Raw genomic sequence first — 22,057 nt, forward strand, 5'->3', positions numbered from 1 at the left:
CCGATCCGTACGGCGCGACACATGAGGCGTACGCAGCATCGCCAAGGCGGGCGCCCCGCAAAACGCGATGCGACGCCAGCGCCCACTTACCTCAAACCGACCCGCCACTGGAATGGCGGGCAAGAATGCTCACGCCGGCGCGCATTGTAGCGGCCCGCCAACGCGCGCAGTGAAGACGGGTATACTTGCGCGCTTCGCGGTCAGCCTCCGTCAGACTCGTGCGTTAGCTGACGCACACCCTGCCGGACGCTCTCCGCCGGCAACTTCACGGCGAGCACAGATGAGGCAGAACACCGCCGCATCGCACCCAAGCTTCCTCATGACAAACACCCCGCCCCCCTCCTCCGGCGCCGCACCGACCGACGCGACGACCTCACACCCCGGCGCACTCGCCGCACTCGCCGCCGCCGAAGTCCCCGCGACACACCCCGACCGCTGGGCCGGTGAACTGGCGGCACTGAACACCCGCCTGCGCGATGGCGAAACGATCTTTGGCTGGCTGGAAATCGACTTGAGCCCCGCCTTGCGTTTCGTTCCCGGCCTTATCGTCCTCACCGACCGGCGCCTGCTGGCGCGCGGTGCCGACGATACCGGCCCGACCAATGCAGACGGCTGGAGCGAGTGGCCGCTCACAGCCGACCTCTCGCTCGTGCGCCACGATCATGCCGGCGTCGGCGCGCTGACGCTCTACGGTGCCTCCGGCATGCTGACCCGCTGGCGCTACACGTTGGTGTGCGATCTGGCCGCCGGGCGCCTGATCGAGCAATTCGACCGCCGCCGCACGGCATTGGCAAGCGGACGCCAACCGGCTCCGCAGGAGCAATCGCTCTGTCCGCTCTGCGACACCGTCCTGCAACCGGGACAGGACGAGTGCCCCAACTGTAACCGCGAGATTCACGCACCGCCCTCGACGTGGACGCTGTTCCGTCTCTGGCGCTTCGCCCATCCGTATCGCGGCCGCCTGCTGATGGGCTTCCTGCTCATGCTGGCGTCGACGGCGGCGACGCTGGTGCCGCCGTACCTGACCATGCCGCTGATGGACGAGGTGCTGATCCCGTTCCAGAACGGCGCGCCGATCGACACGCACAAGGTTTATCTGCTGCTCGGTGGTCTCTTTGCCGCCGCGCTGGTTGCCTGGTCGCTCGGCTGGGCAAAGACCTACATCCTCGCGCTGGTCAGCGAACGCATCGGCGCCGACCTGCGCACGACCACCTATCAGCACCTGCAGACGCTCTCGCTCGAGTACTTCGGCGGCAAGCGCACCGGCGACCTGATCACGCGCATCGGCTCCGAGTCGGACCGCATCTGCGTCTTCCTCTCGCTGCACCTCTTGGACTTCGCCACCGACGTGCTGATGATCGCCATGACAGCGGCCATCCTCATCTCGATCAACCCGTGGCTGGCACTGGTGACGCTGGCGCCGCTGCCGTTCATCGCCTGGCTGATCCACGTCGTCCGCGACAAACTGCGCTACGGCTTCGAGCAGATCGACCGCGTCTGGGCGGAAGTGACGAGCGTACTCGCCGACACCATTCCCGGCATCCGCGTGGTCAAGGCTTTCGCGCAGGAGAAGCGCGAGGTCGAGCGCTTCCGCGACGCCAATGCGCGCAATCTCGCGGTCAATGACCGGGTAAACAAGATCTGGTCGCTATTCACGCCGACCGTCACGCTGATGACCGAAATCGGCCTGCTCATCGTCTGGGCCTTCGGCATCTGGCAGGTGTCGCAGAACTCGATCACCGTCGGTGTGCTCTCGGCCTTCCTCGCCTACATCGGCCGCTTCTACACGCGGCTCGACTCGATGAGCCGCATCGTCTCGGTGACGCAGAAAGCCGCTGCCGGCGCCAAGCGCATCTTCGACGTGCTCGACCATGTGTCGAGCGTGCCGGAAACGACCAATCCGGTACCGCTGCCGCAGCCCTTCGCCGGCAACATCTCGGTGCGCAAGGTCGGCTTCCGCTATGGCAACCGCACCGTGCTGCGCGACGTCGATCTCGACATCCACGCCGGCGAGATGATCGGTCTCGTTGGCCACTCGGGTTCGGGCAAGAGCACGCTGGTGAACCTGATCTGCCGCTTCTACGACGTTTCCGAAGGCTCGATCCGCATCGACGGCGTCGACCTCAGGTCGCTGTCGGTCGCCGACTACCGGCGCAACATCGGACTGGTGCTGCAGGAACCCTTCCTCTTCTTCGGCACCATTGCCGACAACATCGCCTACGGCAAACCCGACGCCAGCCGCGCCGAAATCATCGCCGCCGCACGCGCCGCGCATGCGCACGAGTTCATCCTGCGCCTGCCGCACGGCTACGACTCGCTGGTCGGCGAACGCGGCCAGGCGCTCTCCGGTGGCGAACGCCAGCGCATCTCGATCGCGCGCGCGCTGCTGATCAACCCGCGCATCCTGATCCTCGACGAAGCCACCTCGTCGGTCGATACCGAAACCGAACTGGAAATCCAGGGCGCGCTGGAAAACCTGATCCGCGGCCGCACCACGATCGCCATCGCGCACCGCCTGTCGACGCTGCGCCGCGCCGACCGGCTGGTCGTCCTCGACCGCGGCCGCATCGTCGAGGAAGGCCCGCACGACGATCTGATCGCCCGCGAGGGCGCCTACTTCCGCCTCTACGAAGCGCAAACCAAGCAACTCGAAGAACAGATCGCCGAAGCCGGCTGGACCATTACCACCGAGCGCACACCGGCGGCCCCCCGCTAAGACCGCCCGCCCAAGGAACTCGCCATGTCGCACCTCCCCTCGGACATTCCCTTCAACCTGCACCGCGACGCCTTGGGCCAACTGGTATTTACCGACCGCGACGGTAACCAGCACGCCGGCGTCGTGCCGGTGCGCGCCTTTCCAATCACGGCGCCCGGCGCCAGCGTCTCGATTGTCAGTGTCGATGGCGGCGAACTGGCCTGGATCGAAGACCCGCAGACGCTCGACGATTCGCTGCGCGCACTGATTGACGAAGAACTCGCCAGCCGCGAATTCATCCCCGAAATCCGCCGCGTCAAGAGCGTCTCCAGCTTCGCCACGCCAAGCACCTGGACACTCGAAACGGATCGCGGCGAAACCTGCCTCGTCCTGCGCAGCGAAGACGATATCCGCCGTCTGACGCCGCCCGCCTTGCTCATCGCCGACGCCCATGGAATTCACTTTTTGATCCGCGACCGCACGGCGCTCGACGCGCACAGCCGCAAGTTGCTGGATCGATTCCTGTGACCAGCGCCCGCACCGGCGTACTATTTTTCGCGCGCGGGTCAGCGGCGCCGCACAGCGCGCGTTAATCTCGCAAACCCGAAGCGGACGATGCCCTCCTTTTTACCGCGCAATATTGACGATTTCGCGACGCTTTTTTTACTTTCCCGCTGATTAATTTCCGCTCCAAAGAGCCCATGAAAGACATCAAGATTCTCGAAATCCGCCACCTGCGCGGACCGAACATGTGGACCTACCGGCCGGTGCTTGAAGCGCTGGTCGACATCGACGAACTCGAAGACTTCCCGTCGAACCTGATCCCCGGTTTTTACGAACGCCTGTCGGCGGCGCTGCCCTCGCTGATCGAGCACCGCTGCAGCTACGGCGAGCGCGGCGGCTTCCTGCGCCGCGTCAAGGAAGGCACCTGGCCGTGCCACATCCTCGAACATTGCACGCTCGAACTACAAAACCTTGCCGGCATGCCCGGCGGCTTTGGCAAGGCGCGCGAAATCGAGAAGCGTGGCGTGTACAAGGTCGTCGTCCGCGCCTGGCACGAAGCAGTGACGCGTGCCGCGCTGTACTCGGCGCGCGAGCTGATCATGGCGATGATCGAAGACCGCCCCTTCGACGTCGACGCGGCTGTCGCCAATCTGCGCGACCTCGTTGACCGCCACTGTCTCGGCCCGTCGACGGCGTCGATTGTCGATGCCGCCGACGACCGCAACATCCCGGCGATCCGCCTCCTGGCGCGCGGCAACCTCGTGCAGCTCGGCTACGGCGCCCGCAGCCGGCGCATCTGGACGGCCGAAACCGACCGCACCGGCGCCATCGCCGAGACCATCTCGCGCGACAAAGACCTGACGAAATCGCTGCTGGCCTCGTGCGGCGTTCCCGTCCCCGAAGGCCGCCTCGTCGATAGCGCCGAAGATGCCTGGGATGCCGCCGAAGACATCGGCGGGCCGGTCGTCGTCAAACCCTACGACGGCAACCATGGCCGGGGCGTGTTCATCGAGCTGACACGGCGCGAAGAAGTCGAATCCGCCTACGCGATTGCGCTGGAAGAAGGCAGCGGCGTCATCGTCGAACGCTGCATCCCCGGCGCAGAACACCGCCTGCTCGTCATCGGCGGGCGACTGGTCGCCGCCAACCGCAGCGACATGGCCTCGGTCATCGGCGACGGCAAGCAAAGCATCCTCGAACTGATCGCCAGCCAGATCAACGCCGACCCGCGCCGTGGCAGCACCGAAGACCACCCGCTCAACATCATCCGTCTCGACTCGGCGGCGCGCATGGAAATCAGCCGTCAGGGGTTCACGCCCGAATCGGTTCCGCCAGCCGGTCAGGAAGTGCTGATCCAGCGTAACGGCAACCATGCCTTCGACGTCACCGACGAGGTACATCCCTCCGTTGCCGCCGCCGCCACGCTGGCCGCGCGCATCGTCGGCCTCGACATTGCCGGCATCGACCTCGTCTGCCGCGACATTGGCCGCCCGCTCGAAGAACAAGGCGGCGCCATCGTCGAGGTGAATGCCGGACCGAGCCTCCTGATGCACCTGAAGCCCGCCGTCGGCAAGCCGCGCCCGGTCGGACAGGCCATCGTCGAACACCTCTTCCCCAACGACGACGATGGCCGAATCCCGGTCGTCGGCATCACCGGCAGCCGTGGTAAAACGCCGGTCGCCCGCATCGTCGCCAGCCTGATCTCGCTGTCCGGCAAGTGCACCGGACTCGCCTGTAGCAAAGGACTCTTCATCGACCGTCGGCAAGTCGAAGCCGGTGACCGCACCGACTGGGACGCTGCCAACCGCATGCTGATGAACCGCTCCGTCGAAGCCGCCGTCTTCGAAAACGGTGCCGACGAAATCCTCGGTGAAGGCCTCGCCTACGACCGTTGTCAGGTGGCGGTCGTCACCAACATCGATCCGGCGCTGCACCTGGGCCGCTTCCACATCGACACCACCGAAAAGGTCTTCAACGTCCTGCGTACGCAGGTCGACGTCGTCCTGCGTCATGGCGTCTCGGTACTCAACGCCGGCGATGCGATGGTGGCGGAGATGGCACCGCTGTCCGACGGTGAAGTCCTCTGGTTTGCGCGCGACGCTGCGCTGCCGGCCGTCGTCGAACATCGCGCCGCCGGCGGCCGCGCCGTGCTTCTGGACGGCGACCGCATCGTGCTGGCGAAGGGCGAGCAGGCCACGCCGCTCGTCGCGCTCGGCGACATCCCGCTGCTCGCCGGACACCGCGACGCGGCGCAGATCGACAACCTGCTCGCCGCGATTGGCGCGGCTTGGGCGCTCGACATCCCGACCGACATCATCCGCACCGGCGTCGAAACGTTTGACGTGATCTAGAGAATCGAGAACTGCCGCCAGCCGCCTGCGCGGCTGTCTGGCGCACCTTACCGAGCCTGAGGAAGATCGTTCATGGAAGTATCCCGCCTCCGCGCGCTGCGCGGTCCGAATTTGTGGAGCCGGCACACGGCCATCGAAGCCATCGTTTCGTGCGACGAACAGGAGCGCAGCCTGGCGCTGCTCCCCGATTTCGAGACCCGCCTGCGCGAGCGCTTTCCCGAAATCGCCCTGCTCCAGCCCGCCGGCTTCCAGGAGAAAGTGGCGATGGCGCACGCCTTGGAGTTCGCCGCTCTCGGCCTGCAAGCACAAGCCGGCTGCCCGGTCACTTTCAGCCGGACGACAACGACCGTCGAGCCGGGTATCTATCAGGTTGTCGTCGAATACAGCGAAGAAGCGGTCGGCCGACTGGCCTTCGATCTGGCGCTCGAACTGTGCGTCGCCGCTGCCACCGAGCAGCCCTTCGACCTGCCGGCAGCGCTTTCGCGGCTGCGCGATCTGGACGAAGACGTACGCCTCGGCCCGAGTACCGGCTCCATCGTTTACGCCGCCGCCGCGCGCGGTATTCCCTTCCGGCGGCTGACGGAAGGCAGCCTCGTGCAATTTGGCTGGGGCAGCCGCCAGCGCCGCATTCAGGCCGCCGAGACCGACGCCAGCAGCGCCGTCGCCGAAGCGATTGCGCAAGATAAAGACCTGACCAAGATGCTGCTGCGCGCCGCCGGCGTGCCGGTTCCGCTCGGTCGTCCGGTCAGCGACGCCGAAGACGCCTGGGCGGCCGCTCTCGAAATCGGTCTGCCGGTCGTCGTCAAGCCGCAGGACGGCAACCAGGGCAAGGGCGTCGCCGTCAACCTGACGACGCGTGAACAGGTACAGACCGCCTACAACGTCGCCGAAGCCATCAGCGATGAAGTGCTCGTCGAACGTTACCTGCCGGGGCATGACTATCGCGTGCTGGTCGTCGGCAGCAAGGTCGTCGCCGTGGCCCGCCGCGACCCGCCGCAAGTCATCGGCGACGGCGTACAGACGGTTCGCCAGCTCGTCGATCAGGTCAACCGCGATCCGCGCCGTGGCGCCGGTCACGCCACCTCGCTGACGAAAATCCGCTTTGACGATATCGCCCTGGCGCGCCTCGCCGAACAGGGGCTCTCCGCCGACTCGATCCCGCCGCTCGGCGTGCGCGTCGTCCTGCGCAACAACGCCAACCTGTCGACCGGCGGCACGGCCACCGACGTCACCGACGATACGCACCCCGATTTTGGCGCCCGTGCCGTCGCCGCCGCACGCACTGTCGGCCTCGATATCTGTGGCGTCGACATCGTCTGTGAAGGCGTGCTGCGCCCGCTCGAAGAGCAAGGCGGCGGTGTCGTCGAAGTCAACGCCGCGCCGGGCCTGCGCATGCATCTGCAACCCTCCTACGGCAAGGGGCGCGCCGTGGGTGAAGCAATCATCAGCAACATGTTCGCCGACGGCGACGACGCGCGCATCCCGGTGGTCGCCGTCGCCGGCACCAACGGCAAAACGACGACCGTGCGCCTGATCGGCCACCTCATGCAGCAGCGCGGCTGGCGCATCGGCCTGACCAGCACGGACGGCGTCTATGTCGAAGGTACGCGCATCGACACTGGCGACTGCAGCGGCCCGAAGAGCGCGCGCAACGTCCTCATGCATCCGGACGTCGACGCGGCGGTATTCGAGACGGCGCGCGGCGGCGTCCTGCGCGAAGGGCTCGGTTTCGACCGCTGCAATGTCGCCGTCGTCACCAACATCGGCAAGGGCGATCATCTCGGCCTGTCCTACATCAGCACGGTCGAAGACCTCGCCGTGGTCAAGCGCGTCATCGTCCAGAACGTGACGCCCGACACCGGGGTTGCCGTGCTCAACGCCGCCGATCCGGTCGTCGCCGCCATGGCCGACTCCTGTCCGGGCACCGTAACCTTTTTTGCCGCGGATCGCACGCTGCCGGTCATGGCCAAGCATCGCGCGCAAGGGCGCCGCGCCGTCTGGCTCGACGGCGACGCCATCGTCACCAGCGAAGACCGCCACGAAGAACGCTACCTGCTCGCCGATATCCCGCTGACCGCCGGCGGCACCCTCGGCTTCCAGGTCGAGAACGCCATGGCAGCGATTGCCGCTGCCCGCGCCATCGGCATCACGCCTGAGCTTATCCGTCAGGGTCTGGCGACCTTCGTCAGCGATGCAGCGACGACGCCGGGACGCTTCAATCTCTTCCAGTACCGCGGTGCCACGCTGATTGCCGACTACGGCCACAACCCGGACGCCATCGGCGCCCTGGTGCGCGCCATTGACTCGATGAACTCCAAACGCCGCTGCGTCGTCATCAGCGGCGCCGGCGACCGCCGCGACGAAGATATCCGCCAGCAAACCGAAATACTCGGCGATGCCTTCGACGACGTGGTGCTCTATCAAGACCAATGTCAGCGCGGTCGCGCCGACGGCGAAGTGCTGGCGCTGCTGCGCGAAGGTCTTGCCAACGCGCGCCGCACCAGCCGCGTGCAGGAGGTCCACGGCGAATTCCTCGCCATCGACACTGCCCTCGCCGGACTCGCGGCGGGCGACCTCTGCCTGATTCTCATCGATCAGGTCGAAGAAGCCCTGGAGCACATCGCCAAGCGCGTCGCCGAGGGTTGAATGCCAGCGTGGCGACGCCATCGTTCAGTCACGGCGGCCGACCAGATGGCCGGCGCCGTCTCGCCGGATGAGGTACGCCGGTGAAGCGCCAGCTCTGGGGTGACATCGCGCTGGCGCTGGCGCTCGTCGCGCTCGTTGGCGGCGGTGCCTGGTGGGCACGCTCGTCGTCTCCGGCGGCGCCGAACGACGCCGCGACGAACGCCAACTGCGATCTCAATGCCGGCGCCTGCGCCCTCCGTCTGCCTGACGGTGGCACGCTCGATCTATCGATCACGCCGCGACCGATCGCCCCTCTGCAACCACTCGAATTGCGGGTAAACGTCCGCTCCAGCAACGTGCGCCCGCTCGCCATCGACTTTCGCGGCGTCGACATGGACATGGGCCAACTCCGTGTGCCGCTGACACCCACGCGAGAGGGTGACGGCCACTTCGCCGCAACGACACAACTCCCCGTTTGCAGCACGGGCCGCATGCGCTGGCAAGCGCACATCGAGCTTGAGGATGCGAGCGGCGCGAAGTTCTCGACGGAGTTTCTCTTCGCGGCGGGCAATGCCACGCCGGCGGCAGCAGGCCCCCCCCCGGCGCCAGCGGCGAATAAAGAAGGCCCTCCCGCCCACCGCGCCGAGGTGGCGCCCACGGCTATTGCGCCAACACCTCCGCCCGCCGCCACGCTCGCCCGCAACGCAGACGACTTCACCTTGCGTAGCGCGCACGGCCCGGTCTCGCTGCACGACTTTCGCGGCAAATGGGTTCTGCTCTATTTCGGCTACACCTATTGCCCCGACGTTTGCCCGACGGCACTCGGTGTCATCGCGCAGGCTCTGGCAAAGCTATCGCCGGAAGAGCGGACGCGCGTGCAGCCGATCTTCATCAGCGTTGACCCGGCACGCGACACTCCGGAACGGCTGCGCGACTACACCGCGTTTTTTGACCCCGCCATGATCGGCCTGACGGGTAGCACCGACGATATCGCCGCCCTCGCCCGCCGCTATCGCATCTACTATCAGGCCCAACCGGCCGACGCCAACGGCCGTTACAGCGTCGACCACAGCGCCACGACGCTGCTTCTCGACACGGCCGGAACGCTACAGGAACGTCTGCCGCACAGCACGACCGCCAACGAACTCGCGCACGCGCTGCAACAGCGGCTCGCTGCCTCTCGCTAAGCGCCCTCTCCCCGACGCCCGGTCGCCCCACCACCTTAGCGCGAGCCTCCCGCCGCCGAAACCGTGCGCCGCCCCGATAAGCCGCGACACCACCAAGCCCCACCCACACGCAAACACCGGGCACCTTGCCGCAGCAACGCAGTCATAATCGCTGTCGGCGCCATGCGCACCGACGACAGACAGCCGCACGTACAATCGTCACAATGTCTTGCCCCACGATGTTCCGCCTCGCCGCCCACCGGTGGCCCTTGCCTTAAGGAGAAACCCATGTCGCTTGCCCGTCGCCCCCTTCACTCCGGCATTGCCATTCTGGCGCTGGGGTTGCCGCTCATCGTCTGTGCGCAATCCTCGTCCACCATGTCGCACGCGCATGGCGAGCATGCCATGTCAATGGCGACGATGCCCAGCGTGCGTGTCGTCGATCCCTACGTGCGACTGGTACCCGCCACGGCGCCGGCAAGCGCTGCCTTCTTTGTACTGCATAACGACAGCCATGATGCGCGGCGACTGGTCCGCGTCGACAGCAGCGCCGCCAAGATGGTCGAACTGCACAACCACATCAACGATAACGGCGTGATGAAAATGCGCCCCGTCAAGGACATCGAAATCCCCGCCATGGGCGAAGCCACCCTCAAGCCGGGCAGCTACCACGTCATGCTGATCGACCTCAAAGTGCCGCTGAAGGAAGGCGGCAGCGTGCCGCTGACGCTCGTCTTCGACGATGGCAGCGTGCAGAAGGTCGATGCGCCGGTGCGCAACATTACCGCCATGGACATGCCCGCGCACAGCGGGATGAAGCCCTGACCGCTTAAAACGCCAGGCCGGCGACCAGCAGCACGCAGAAGAGGAGTTGCAACTGCGCCGTACGCGCGAGCAACTCATTGAACGCCGGCCCGGCCGGCTCGCGCCGGAAGCGTGCAATCAGCGCAACGATTGCCGGCAGCGCCAGCAACGGCAGCGCCAGGGACCAGCCACGACCCGCCAGCCCCGCCAGCAACGGCAGCAGAGCAAACGGCGCCAGCATTTCGGCGGCGAAGACCAGTTCGATCCGCTGCCGGCCGAGGAACACCGCCAGGGTGCGCTTGCCGGCGCGCGCATCGGTGTCGAGATCGCGTGTGTTGTTGACGGTGATCACCGCCGCCGCGAGCATGCCGACCATGGCCGCCGCCACCAGCGCCGCCGGATCGAGCGTCAAAGTCTGCAAATAGTAGCTGCCGCCGACGGCCGCCAGACCGAAAAACAGCAGCACGAACACTTCGCCGAACGGCGAATAGGCAATCGGCCGCGGGCCGCCGGTGTAGGCCCAACCAGCAACCAACGACGCCAGGCCGATGGCAACGATGGGCCAACCACCGTACCAGACGAGATAGACGCCAAAGTTGAAGGCAAGACCAAAGGCGATCCACGCGCCTCGCCGCACCGCCGCGCCCGTCAGCCAACCCATCGCCGTCGCGCGCGGCGGCCCCAGGCGATCCGGCGTATCGGCGCCGCGCTCGAAGTCGGCAACGTCGTTATGCAGATTGGTGCCGATCTGGATCAGCATCGCCGCCAGCAAGGCGATCAGCGCCGGCAAAAGGTAAAACGTCTGCGTCTGCGACCAGGCGACCGCGCTCCCAACGAGCACCGGTGCCGCCGAAACGGTCAGCGTTTTAGGCCGTAAGGCGAGCCACCAGGCACCGACGAGCGAAGGCCGCGCAGCGGAAAAACCCGGCGCAGATGCGGTATGGGCAGGGGTGCCGGCCGGCAGGCGGCGGCTTTCGGGAGGCGTGATAGAATTCAAATCTTTTCCAGAGGCAGCCACGTTCCTTGTCGACGCTCCGAGGATTGATCAGAGGCCATCACCGTGATTGACCGTCCGGAAGGGTGGTGCCGAGAGAGGGACTCGAACCCTCACGTATTTCTACGGCGGATTTTGAATCCGCTGCGTCTACCGATTCCGCCATCTCGGCCACGACACGCGGGGAGCGCATCGGGGAGGGCGAATTATCCTCGATTCCCTCGTCAGCGACAAGCGAGCATGCAGCGCATGTGTCATTGAATGTTTCGCCCCGCCCTCGCGCGCGCTAATCTGCGGGCGAATTCACCGAATTCACCGAATTCGCCGATCCCCACACAGGCTCACCGATAAAACTGGCAGCGAATCCGCCAACGAATCTGCCCACACCACGCGCTGCGTTGCCCGCCTTTCTCGCCCATCTCTGCTGCCCGTCCCCGTTGCCAGCTCCTTTTGCCCGACTGCCGCATGCTCACTGTTGATGATTTCGATTTCGTACTGCCGCCCGAACTGATCGCGCAGCACCCCGCCGCCGAACGACGGGCGAGCCGCTTGCTGCACGTGCGCGGCGCCCACGCCGAGGCGCGCAGCGACCGCTCCTTCGCCGAACTCCCGCAACTCGTTGCCGCCGGCGACCTGCTTGTCTTCAACGATGCACGGGTGATCCGCGCGCGCCTCTTCGGCAGCAAGGAGTCGGGGGGACGCGTGGAAGTCATGGTCGAGCGCATCCTCGACGGCCGGCAGGCGCTGGCGCAGGTGCGCGCCTCAAAATCGCCGAAACCGGGCACGCGCCTGCGGCTCGAAGACGCCTTCGACGTGCGCGTCATCGGCCGCAGCGGCGCCAACAACGAATTTTTTCTGCTCGAACTGTGCGACGACAGCGCGCACGCCGGAGGCGCCGGAACGACCGAAGGCGCCGGGAGTACAGAAGGCACCGACTTCTGGACGCTGCTCGAACGCCACGGACATCTGCCACTGCCGCCCTACATCACGCACGCCGCCGGCGTGGAGGACGAATCGCGCTACCAGACGGTATTCGCGCGTTATCCCGGCGCCGTCGCCGCGCCGACCGCCGGCCTGCATTTCGACGAAGCCCTGCTCGACGAACTGCGCGCACGCGGCATCGAAACCGCTTTTCTGACGCTTCACGTCGGCGCGGGCACCTTCCAGCCGGTACGCGTCAGCCAGATCGCCGAGCATCGCATGCACCGCGAGCGCTTCGAGATTCCGGCGGCGACGATTGCCGCCATCGCGGCGACCCGAGCGCGCGGTGGCCGCGTCATCGCCGTCGGCACCACCAGTCTGCGCGCACTGGAAGCCTCCGCCGCGGCGACCGGCGACCCCACGGCCGGTCTTGCCGAGACGGAGATTTTCATCACGCCGGGCTACCGCTTCCGCGTCGTCGATCGGCTGCTCACCAACTTCCACCTGCCGCGCTCGACCCTGCTCATGCTGGTGTCGGCCTTCGCCGGTCTTGATACCATTCGCGCCGCTTATCGCCACGCTGTCGAGCAGCGCTACCGCTTCTTCAGCTACGGCGACGCCATGCTGCTCGAACGCGCCGATACCGCCGACACCCCGAATCAACCCCAGCCGCCCGCCCCGGAATCCACGCATGCACTTTGACCTGATCACCACCGACGGCGCCGCGCGCCGTGGCCTTCTCACGCTCGCCCACGGCGAGGTCGACACCCCCGCCTTCATGCCGGTCGGCACCTACGGCACGGTCAAGGCGATGACGCCGCGCGACCTCGCCGCCACCGGCGCGCAGATCTGCCTCGGCAACACCTTCCACCTGTGGCTGCGTCCGGGACTCGACGTCATCGGCGCGCACGGCGGCCTGCACCGCTTCATGAACTGGGACGGCCCGATCCTCACCGATTCGGGCGGCTTCCAAGTGTTCTCCTTAGGCGCCTTGCGCAAGATCAGCGAAGAAGGCGTGCGCTTCTCGTCGCCGATCAACGGCGACAAGCTGTTCCTCACGCCCGAGGAGTCGATGCGTATCCAGCACGTGCTCAACTCCGACGTGGTGATGATCTTCGACGAGTGCACGCCCTACCCGGCCGACCGCCAGCAGGCGGCCGACTCGATGCGCCTCTCCTTGCGCTGGGCGCAGCGCTCGCGCCAGGCACACGACGCGCTCGGCAACGCCAACGCGCTGTTCGGCATCGTTCAGGGCGGCATGTACGAAGACCTGCGCGACGAATCGCTGGCCGGGCTCACCGACATCGGTTTCGATGGCTACGCCATCGGCGGCCTCTCGGTCGGCGAACCCAAGGAAGACATGACGCGCATCCTCGCGCACACCGCGCCCAAACTGCCACAGGACCGGCCACGCTACCTGATGGGCGTCGGCACGCCCGAGGATCTGGTCGCCGCAGTGTCCGCCGGCATCGACATGTTCGACTGCGTGATGCCGACGCGCAACGCGCGCAACGGCCACCTGTTCACGCGTTTCGGCGACGTCCGCCTGAAGAATGCGCGGCACAAGAGCGACCTCGCGCCGCTCGACGCCTCGTGCGACTGCTACACCTGCCGCAACTTCACGCGCGCCTACCTGCACCACCTCAACCGCTGCGGCGAAATCCTCGGCGCGCAGCTATGCACGCTGCACAACCTGCACTACTACCAGACACTGATGCGCGAACTGCGCGAAGCCATTGCCGCTGGCCGGCTCACTGAGTACGTCGCGCAGTTCCACCGTGAGCGCGCACAGGAAGAACGCGCCGCCTGACGCGGCGCTCCCGCGTTACGCACACTCACCTATCTCAGGTGCGCGCTTCGAGCGCCTCCCAGCGCTCGAGCAAAGCCAGCAGTTCGTCGTCGATCTGCGCCAGCCGCGATGACACGGCGGCTGCCTCCTGCGCCGGCCCCGTGTAGAGCGCCGGATCTTCGAGACGTGCGCCAAGACGCTTCTGCTCGTCCTCCAGCTCGGCGATGCGGCCGGGCAAGGCTTCCAGTTCGCGCGTTTCTTTGTAGCTGAGCTTGCTGCGCGCTGGGGCCGCGGTGCTCGGCGTTGCCTTGCCGGCCGGCGCCTTTGGCGGCGCCGACGAACGCGCTGCGGCGCTCTCGGCGAGCGCCTGCGCACGCTGCTGCGCGTGCCAATCGGCCCAATCCTGATACCCACCGACGTACTCGCGCCAGAGACCGTCGCCCTCGGCAGCAATGGTCTGCGTCACCACGTTATCGAGAAAGGCGCGGTCGTGGCTGACGAGAAAGAGCGTGCCGCTGTATTCCTGCAGGCGCTGTTCGAGCAGTTCGAGCGTTTCGATATCGAGATCGTTGGTCGGCTCGTCGAGGACCAGCACGTTGGCCGGACGCGCGAAAAGACGCGCCAGCAACAGGCGATTGCGCTCGCCGCCCGACAGCGAGCGCACCGGCGAACGCGCCCGCTGCGCGGGAAACAGGAAATCGCCGAGATAGCTGATGACGTGTTTCTTTTCGCCACCGAGATCGACGAAGTCCGAGCCGGGCGAGATCACGTCGGCGAGCGTCGCATCGTCGTCGAGCTGCACGCGAAACTGGTCGAAGTACGCGATTTCGAGCTTGCTCCCCAGACGCACACTGCCGCTATCCGGCGCCAGCTCGCCGAGGATCAGGCGCAGAAGCGTGGTCTTGCCGGCGCCGTTGGGGCCAATCAGACCGATCTTGTCGCCACGCTGAATACGACACGAAAATTCGCGCACGATCTGGCGGCGGGCGCTGCCCTCGCCGAAATGCTTGCTGACAGCATCAAGCTCCGCGACGAGTTTGCCGCTCTCGCGCCCGGCATCGAGCGACAGCGCCACCTGCCCGGTGCGATTACGCCGTGCCGCCCGCTCGCGGCGCAAGCCCTCAAGGCGCAGGACACGGCCTTCGTTACGCGTACGCCGCGCTTCGACGCCCTTGCGAATCCACACTTCTTCCTGCGCCAGAAACTTGTCGAACTTGGCGTTCTGAATCGCCTCGTCGTGCAGCATCCGCTCCTTGCGTTGCAGGTATTCGCCAAAGCTGCCGGGGAAGGAAGCGAGGCTGCCGCGATCGAGTTCGACGATGCGCGTCGCCACCCGATCGAGAAAACGGCGGTCGTGAGTGATGAAGAGCAGCGTCGTGCCGCCGCCAATGAGCAGATCCTCCAACCACTCGATGGCTGCGATATCGAGGTGGTTGGTCGGCTCGTCCAGGAGCAGCACGTCAGGCGTCACCGCCAGCGCCTGCGCCAGAGCGAGACGTTTTTTCTGGCCGCCGGAGAGGCTGCTGACGCGCGCCGTCGCGTCCAGCGAAAAGCGCTCGATGACCCGCTCGACATTAGCCTCGAGCGACCAGGCATCGCGCGCTTCCAGCGCCTGCTGCAAGGTGTGCAGGCGTTCGAGCAGGGCGTCCGGCGACAGCGCCGCCAGGGACGGATCGGCGGCATGGCCCGCCTCGGCCGCCAGCGCCTGCGAAACCGCGTGGTAGTCGGCGAGCAGCGCCGATACCTCGCCCATGCCGGCAACGATGACTTCGAGCACCGACATCTCGGGATCGAGCGGCGGCTCCTGCGCCACATAGGCAACGGTCAAGCCCGGCGCGCGCCACACCTCGCCGTCGTCGAGCGAAGAAGAACCGGCGAGCACGCGCAGCAAGGATGACTTGCCGCAACCGTTGCGGCCAATCAGGGCGACGCGTTCACCGGGGTCGAGCTGGAAATCTGCGTTATCGAGAAGAGGTGCGGAACCGAAGGCAAGGTCGCCTGCGGACAAGGTAAGCAAAGGCATTGATCAGGGTTTTCCGGTGAGGCGCTTGAGGTCGGCGATAACGTCGGCGGCGTGTTGTTCGGTATCGACCGACAGGTAGGTCTTGGCGATCTTGCCTTGCGGGTCGATCAGGAAAGTGTAACGGCGTGCGAAGCTGATGACACCAAAATCGCTGAAAGCGCCGTAGCGCTGGGCCACGACGCCCTTGCGGTCGGCGAGAAGCGGAAACGGCAGACGATGCTTGCGCGCGAAGGCGGCGTGCGAGGCCGAGTCGTCGACGCTGACGCCGAGAATCCGCGCGCCCAGTGCCGAGATTCGCGAGAAGTCGTCGCGAAAACTGCACGCCTCCTGCGTGCAGCCGGGCGTGTCATCCTTCGGATAAAAATACAGCACCACCCATTTGCCTTGCAGGCTGTCCAGACGCATCTCGCGCCCGTCCTGATCGGGCAGGGCAAACCCCGGCGCCATCGTTCCTACCGCAGGCACTTCGGCCGCCTGCGCGTTCACGGCAGCGCCGGGCATTCCGGCAAAGGCGACAAGGCCGAAGCACAGGCCGATCAGCAAACGTTTGATCATGAAATTCTCCTCGAAAGACAACTCACCGCGCCGCGACCGAGGCGGCTACACGCGGCCCGCACGGACGCGGACATCAAGGCGCCTAGAGATGAAAGCGCGAGAGCATACCCTGCAATTCATCAGCGAGGCGCTGCAAGCCGACGGCTTCGCTGGCGTTGCTGCCGGCAGTGTCGGTGTTGTTCTTCGACAACTGCGCGATGCCTTCGATCAGCCGGGCAATCTCCTGCCCGACGGCGGTTTGCTGTTGCGTGCTCTCGGCGATGCTGCGCACCGTCTCCAGCGCCCGTTCGGCACGTTCGTCGATGACGGCAAGCGATTCGGCCGCGCCCCGCGCCGTGTCGACGCCGCCGTTCATCTGCGCGCTCACGGACTGCATGCTGGCCACGGCGCGGGCGGTTTCGTCGATGATGGTGCCGATGGTCGCCGCAATTTCGCCCGTCGACAGCGCCGTGCGTTCGGCAAGCTTGCGCACCTCGTCGGCAACGACGGCAAAGCCGCGCCCCGCCTCGCCAGCCCGCGCCGCCTCGATGGCGGCATTGAGCGCCAGCAGATTGGTCTGATCGGCAATCTCGCGGATGACGCCGACCACGCCGGAAATCTGCTTCGAACGCTCGCCCAGCGATTCGATCTGCTGCGCCGAGTCGCGCACATCGCTCGAGATGCGCTCCAGTTCGCTCATCGTCTGCACGATCACCGTGCGCCCTTGCGCGGCGGCGCTGCGCGCATCTTCAGAGTAGGTGCTCGCCGCGTTCGCCCGCTCGGCGACATGGGTGATGCTGTCCGACATCTCCTGCGAGGCGGCGCTGATCCCCGAGGCCGACTGTGCTTGCTGTTCGGCGCCGCGCATCGTCTCCTGCGCCGTCTGCTGCAAATGCGTAGACGCAGCACCCAGACGTTGCGCGGCATCGGTGATCTCGCCCAGCAAGGTACGGAAGCGGCGAACCATGGTGTCGATGGCGCGGGCAACGACTTCGGCTTCGTTACGACTACCGATATCGCTGGTCATGATCTGCACTCGCAAATCGCCCTCGCCGAGTTTGCCGACCTCGTCGGCGAGCATCCCCAAACCGGCCAGACGCTGCCGCACCAGCCAGAAAATCGCCAGGCAGAGAAAAGCCGCCGAGAGCAGCGAGACGACAATCAGCGCATTGCGCAGCTTGACGCTCTCGACGAGGAATTCGTCGAGCCAGCTGCCGGCCACCAAGGTCCAGTTCCATTTGCTCGACGTGGCGATGACGCTCAATTTCTCGCGTTCCTCGCCCGCGCTGTCGAGCATGCGGTAGTGCGCCACTCCTTCCTTGCGCGTGATGAAATCGCGCAGGCTGTTGCGTAGCGACTCATCGAGGCCCGCCTCGCCAATCGTCTTGCCCTGCCATTGCGGGTGCAGCACGAATTCGCCAATCGCCTGTTCATCGGGCAAGGGGCGCATGATGAAGACGTAACCGCTGCTGCCAACGACGACCTTGGCAAAAAGATCGTGGATCTGCGTCATCTCCGCCGCCAGACTGAGCCGGATCGACACGCCGCCGTAGACCTTGCCCTCACGATCCTTCAGCGGCTTGACGACGCTGAAGAAATAGGCGCCCTGACGAATGGTCAGACCGCTGTAATCCTCGCCCTTGAGCAGCGCGGCGGCAACCGGATCGCTGGCCGGAATCTCGCTGCCGTACAGCGTCTTGCCGTCCTTTTGCAACAAGGTTGCGGCACGGAATACGCGCCCGTTGTACACCGAAAGAATCGCCGCGTCGTCGCCGCTCAACTCGCGGAACTCGACCAGACGCCGGTTGCTCCCGTTAATGACCTCATTGCCGATACGAATGGCCGGCAGATCGACGTTGCCGGTTTTGACCATCCCCTCGCCCGGCGTGACCGCCGCGCCGAGGAACTTGAGGAAGAACTGGTGCTGTCGCTCGCCACGCGTCTTGACGTTGTCAAAGTAGCTGTCGAGCGTGCCCACCATGACCTTCGTCTGCTGAACGAGATCCTCGCTCGCCGCGTTCACGGCAGCGCGCGAGGACATCCACTGGCCGATCACGGTCAGGGCCGTGAACACCAGCAGCAGCAGAACAACCGTCGCGAGGATGATCTGTTGCGCAATCGGCAAGCGGCGATACGACTTCATGCGTCCCCCCGTTTTTCATGAAATGGTGCGCGTCGGCTTCTGCGGCCCGACATGGCGGCTGACAACGCCTTATATGACAGGCGCCCGGCCGACAGTTCATATTTTTCAACGCATTTGGTGCTCACTGCGGCAGCGGCTACAATGGCGCCCGCTCTCCGTAGTTCAATGGATAGAACAGGGTCCTCCTAAGACTCAGATGTGGGTTCGATTCCCGCCGGGGAGGCCAACTTCAGCGCCACCGTCGTTCACACGACGAGTGGCGCTTCCTCCATCAGGGGGATCTGTTCGCGCAGTTCGAGAATGCGATCCTGCCAGTAGCGTGTCGTGTTGAACCACGGGAAAGCCCGCTGAAATGCCGGATCGTCCGCACGCCGCGCCAGCCAGCCCGCGTAATGGATCAGGCGCAAGGTGCGCAGCGCCTCGATGAGATACAGCTCGCGCGGATCGAACGACCGAAACGCAGTATAGGCATCGAGAATCTCGCCCAATTGCTGCTGTTGCTCGGCGCGCTCGCCGGCAAGCAGCATCCACAGATCCTGCACCGCCGGCCCCATGCAGGCATCGTCGAAGTCGACAAAATGCGGGCCGGCGTCCGTCCACAGCACGTTTCCGGCGTGACAATCCCCATGCAGCCGCAGCCCAGTGACGGCGCCCGCGCGGGCGAAGGAGTCGCGCACGCCGGCGAGTGCCGCGTCGACGACGCCGAAATAGACATCGGCCAGCTCGGCAGGCAAAAACCCGGAACGCCAGAGGAAATCGCGCGGCGCCTCGCCGAAGCTGCGCACGTCGAGCACACGCCGCGCCAGGAACGGCGCACGAGCGCCCACCTGATGCATGCGCGCCAACATGCGCCCCATCCAGGCGAGCGTTTGCGGCCGCTCGAATTCAGGCTGGCGCCCGCCCTGACGCGGATAAACGGCAAAGCGCAAAGCCTCGGCCCCTTTCGCCTCGCCCGCAAAATGCAGGCTGCGCCCCTCTAGAAGCAAAGGCGCCACCGCCGGCAACTCGGCGGCAACCAGTTCGTCGACGAAGGCATGTTCTTCAAGAATGGCGGCGTCCGACCAACGTCCAGGCCGGTAGAACTTGGCGACGACGGGTTCCCCCTCCTCCGGCCACACCATGTACACGCGATTCTCGAAACTGTTGAGCGCCAGCAGACGACCATCCGGGCGCAGCCCGACGGCCGTCAGCGCATCGAGCAGGGTATCCGGCGTCAGATCGGCAAACGGCGTGCGGCCGGCAGCGCTGGCGCTTTCCCAGGAACTGTCGGGATCCGCTGCGCGGGTGCGATCCCGGCCGGCGGCAACGCCCGAGCGGGGTTTTCGTTTCATGTTGGCTCCTCAATGCAAAAAGGGCGATGTTGCAAGACGTGACGCGAGGCGCACGCGGTGACGCGCAGTAACGCAATGTGCGATGTCTTGTCGCCGAACCGACATAGCCTACGCCAGACTGAACGCCGTCGCTCCCCCGCCACGTCGCCAGGGCATGTCACGCCTCGCCCCAACTCGCCGCCCCCCGGCTCAGCGCTTGCCCGCTCCTGCCTGTCATCGACTGCCGTCAGCCCCCGTCACGCAGCGCGGCGCGGCTTGCTGTCGCCCCGTGCCAGAAGGTAATATGCGCCCTCATTTCAAGGCATTGGACGCATTTCGCGAACCCGTCGCCGCGCCTGTTCGCCCTGATGCCGATGCGCCAACCGCTCCCCGTCGCTGTGTATTCCAGACCCCGTCACTCGCTGCTGCACCTGCGAGCCGCCGCGCTTTGCCATCGATGCGCCCGCTCATGGGGCGAGGTGGAATCGGCAAAGGCAGCGCAATCGGCATCCCGTGCGCACGCCGCAGCGCGCGCTGGCCGCAGGCTCTCGCCAAACGCAGGCGCACCGGGCGCGTGCCGGTCGCCGACCGAGGGCGCCCGCGGCGCACGCCACCCACTGGAGAATTCCTGATGAACGCCCCCACCACGGGTTCCCCGTCACCGGCACCGGTCACGCTCGTCGGTTGCGGACCGGGTGCCGCCGACCTGCTGACGCTGCGTGCGCTGCGCGCCATCGAGCAGGCCGACGTGCTGGTTTACGACAACCTCATCGGCGAAGACATCCTGCACTTTGCCCGCCCGGACGCGGAGCGTATCTACGTCGGCAAACAGGCGTCCCGCCATACCTTGCCGCAGGAAGAAATCAACGCGCTGCTCGTCCGTCTGGCGCAGGCCGGGCGCCGCACGGCCCGCCTGAAGGGCGGTGATCCCTTCATTTTCGGGCGCGGTGGCGAAGAGATGGACGCGTTGCGTGCCGCCGGCATTGCCGTCGAGATCATCCCCGGCATCACGGCTGCCGCCGCCTGTGCTGCGGCAGCCGGGATTCCGCTGACGCATCGCGAGGAAGCCCGTTCGCTGGTACTGACGACGGGGCACGGCAAACCGGGCGCCGACGAACCTGACTGGGCGGCGCTCGTTCGCCCCGGCCAGACGGTCGCGTTTTACATGGGCGTCAGCAATGCCGGCGAAATCGCCGCGCAGCTGCTGCGGCATGGCATGGCCGGAACGACGCCGGTCGCCATCATCGAACGCGGCGCCACGCCACGCCAGCGCATTCACGCCGCGACGCTGGCGACGCTGGTGGCACGGCTGAGCGAAGCGGGCGTCAAGGCGCCGGCCTTGCTCATCGTCGGCAACGTCGCCGCGCGCGTCGCTGACGGTCGCTGATCGTCGACAACAGTCGCTGACCGCGCCCACCGAGATCGTCGCCCGCATGGCCCGCCATAGCATCGACATCAGCGAAAACGCCGGCATCCGCTCGCTGCATTTCGGCTCCGACTGGGTGCAAGGCGCCATGCGCGTGCGTCGCCCCTTCGCGCTGGAACTCGCCTATACCCGCGAGATGATGAGCGGCCTGCTGCTGCGCGATGCGCCGTGGCCGGCCAAGGCGCTGCTGGTGGGGCTGGGCGCCGGCTCGCTCTGCAAATTCATTTACCGCAACCTGCCGCAGACGGCGATTACGGTCGTCGAGATCGACGAGCGCGTCGAGATCGCCGCTCGGCTGCATTTCCGCCTGCCCGACGACCCGGCGCGGCTACGCATCGTCATCGCCGATGCCGTCGACTATCTACTGCGCAGCAACGAGTCCTTCGATCTCATCCTGCTCGACGGATTCGACAGCAACGGTCGCGCGGGCGCGCTCGATACGGCGCCGTTTTACGCTGCCTGCCGCGCTCATCTGGCGACGGACGGTCTGCTCGCCGTCAATCTGCTCGGCCGCAGCCGGGGATTCCAGGCCAGCGCGGCGCGCATTGCCGACGCTTTCGACGGACGGGCGTGCGTCTTCCCCTCCTGCGACAGCGGCAACGTCATCGCCTTGGCCGCCACGGGCGACGCCATCGACATCGCCCCCGACACGCTCAAGCAACGCGCCACAGCGCTGAAAGAAAGCACGGGACTCAATCTACTGCCGACGCTGGCACGGCTGGCGCAGGCGGGCGCCTTTGCCGGTGGGCGCTGGCGCTTCTGAGCGGCGAGC

The 22,057-nt window shown here is 66.3% G+C and carries 15 protein-coding genes and 2 tRNA genes; 11 read left to right on the forward strand and 6 right to left on the reverse strand.

Features of this window, described 5'->3' with window-relative positions; translation table 11 throughout:
- Window positions 1–319: 319 nt before the first annotated feature.
- The 6 genes from GHK24_RS09825 (at window position 320) to GHK24_RS09850 (ending at window position 10,166) form a co-directional block, all read left to right on the forward strand.
- A complete protein-coding gene (locus GHK24_RS09825) occupies window positions 320–2,716 on the forward strand; it encodes a cyanophycin metabolism-associated ABC transporter (RefSeq protein WP_153472696.1) in 2,397 nt (798 codons plus the stop codon).
- A 24-nt stretch (window positions 2,717–2,740) separates the two neighbouring features.
- Window positions 2,741–3,223, forward strand: a complete 483-nt coding sequence (locus GHK24_RS09830; RefSeq protein WP_153472697.1) for a cyanophycin metabolism-associated DUF1854 family protein — start codon at window positions 2,741–2,743, stop codon at window positions 3,221–3,223.
- Window positions 3,224–3,396: 173 nt separating this feature from the next.
- Window positions 3,397–5,550 (forward strand): cyanophycin synthetase, encoded by a 2,154-nt coding sequence (locus GHK24_RS09835; protein WP_153472698.1) that lies wholly within the window; start codon window positions 3,397–3,399, stop codon window positions 5,548–5,550.
- A gap of 72 nt (window positions 5,551–5,622) precedes the next feature.
- Window positions 5,623–8,196, forward strand: a complete 2,574-nt coding sequence (cphA, locus tag GHK24_RS09840) for a cyanophycin synthetase (protein WP_153472699.1) — start codon at window positions 5,623–5,625, stop codon at window positions 8,194–8,196.
- Between the two features lie 80 nt (window positions 8,197–8,276).
- Window positions 8,277–9,362, forward strand: a complete 1,086-nt coding sequence (locus GHK24_RS13905; RefSeq protein ID WP_340666164.1) for an SCO family protein — start codon at window positions 8,277–8,279, stop codon at window positions 9,360–9,362.
- Window positions 9,363–9,629: 267 nt separating this feature from the next.
- Window positions 9,630–10,166: a copper chaperone PCu(A)C gene (locus GHK24_RS09850; RefSeq protein WP_209022657.1), complete on the forward strand. Its 537-nt coding sequence runs from the start codon at window positions 9,630–9,632 to the stop codon at window positions 10,164–10,166.
- Window positions 10,167–10,170: 4 nt separating this feature from the next.
- Here the strand turns inward: GHK24_RS09850 and GHK24_RS09855 are convergent, their stop codons facing one another.
- Complete coding sequence (locus tag GHK24_RS09855) at window positions 10,171–11,142, reverse strand: 1,4-dihydroxy-2-naphthoate polyprenyltransferase (protein WP_228384644.1); 972 nt, start codon at window positions 11,140–11,142, stop codon at window positions 10,171–10,173.
- A gap of 84 nt (window positions 11,143–11,226) precedes the next feature.
- A tRNA-Leu gene (locus tag GHK24_RS09860) sits at window positions 11,227–11,311 on the reverse strand.
- A 293-nt stretch (window positions 11,312–11,604) separates the two neighbouring features.
- Between GHK24_RS09860 and queA the strand changes: the two genes are divergently transcribed.
- Together queA and tgt are read left to right on the forward strand one after the other, a co-directional pair.
- The gene (queA, locus tag GHK24_RS09865) at window positions 11,605–12,762 is read left to right on the forward strand and encodes a tRNA preQ1(34) S-adenosylmethionine ribosyltransferase-isomerase QueA (protein ID WP_153472700.1); all 1,158 of its coding nucleotides are present in this window, start codon (window positions 11,605–11,607) and stop codon (window positions 12,760–12,762) included.
- On the forward strand, window positions 12,752–13,870 hold the full coding sequence (gene tgt / locus GHK24_RS09870; RefSeq protein ID WP_153472701.1) for a tRNA guanosine(34) transglycosylase Tgt: 1,119 nt from the start codon (window positions 12,752–12,754) through the stop codon (window positions 13,868–13,870). The genes queA and tgt overlap by 11 nt, the downstream gene beginning before the upstream one ends.
- A 34-nt stretch (window positions 13,871–13,904) precedes the next feature.
- On the opposite strand, the gene GHK24_RS09875 is transcribed toward tgt, so the two are convergent.
- The 3 genes from GHK24_RS09875 to GHK24_RS09885 all read right to left on the reverse strand — a co-directional run bounded on the left by GHK24_RS09875 (window position 13,905) and on the right by GHK24_RS09885 (window position 18,549).
- Window positions 13,905–15,872: an ATP-binding cassette domain-containing protein gene (locus GHK24_RS09875; protein ID WP_153472702.1), complete on the reverse strand. Its 1,968-nt coding sequence runs from the start codon at window positions 15,870–15,872 to the stop codon at window positions 13,905–13,907.
- A gap of 3 nt (window positions 15,873–15,875) precedes the next feature.
- Window positions 15,876–16,427, reverse strand: coding sequence for a peroxiredoxin (locus GHK24_RS09880; RefSeq protein WP_153472703.1), 552 nt, complete (start codon window positions 16,425–16,427; stop codon window positions 15,876–15,878).
- 82 nt (window positions 16,428–16,509) lie between these two features.
- Window positions 16,510–18,549, reverse strand: coding sequence for a methyl-accepting chemotaxis protein (locus GHK24_RS09885; RefSeq protein WP_153472704.1), 2,040 nt, complete (start codon window positions 18,547–18,549; stop codon window positions 16,510–16,512).
- 151 nt (window positions 18,550–18,700) lie between these two features.
- Here GHK24_RS09885 and GHK24_RS09890 point away from each other — a divergent pair.
- Window positions 18,701–18,775, forward strand: a tRNA-Arg gene (locus tag GHK24_RS09890).
- 19 nt (window positions 18,776–18,794) lie between these two features.
- Here GHK24_RS09890 and GHK24_RS09895 read toward each other — a convergent pair.
- Window positions 18,795–19,880: a serine/threonine protein kinase gene (locus GHK24_RS09895; RefSeq protein WP_153472705.1), complete on the reverse strand. Its 1,086-nt coding sequence runs from the start codon at window positions 19,878–19,880 to the stop codon at window positions 18,795–18,797.
- 610 nt (window positions 19,881–20,490) lie between these two features.
- Here GHK24_RS09895 and cobA point away from each other — a divergent pair.
- Both cobA and GHK24_RS09905 read left to right on the forward strand, forming a co-directional pair.
- The gene (gene cobA / locus GHK24_RS09900) at window positions 20,491–21,246 is read left to right on the forward strand and encodes a uroporphyrinogen-III C-methyltransferase (protein ID WP_153472706.1); all 756 of its coding nucleotides are present in this window, start codon (window positions 20,491–20,493) and stop codon (window positions 21,244–21,246) included.
- A 46-nt stretch (window positions 21,247–21,292) separates the two neighbouring features.
- The gene (locus GHK24_RS09905; protein WP_153472707.1) at window positions 21,293–22,048 is read left to right on the forward strand and encodes a fused MFS/spermidine synthase; all 756 of its coding nucleotides are present in this window, start codon (window positions 21,293–21,295) and stop codon (window positions 22,046–22,048) included.
- Window positions 22,049–22,057 lie beyond the last annotated feature (9 nt).

It is taken from the genome of Rhodocyclus gracilis (genome assembly GCF_009617575.1).
GTDB classification, from domain to species: Bacteria; Pseudomonadota; Gammaproteobacteria; order Burkholderiales; family Rhodocyclaceae; genus Rhodocyclus; species Rhodocyclus gracilis.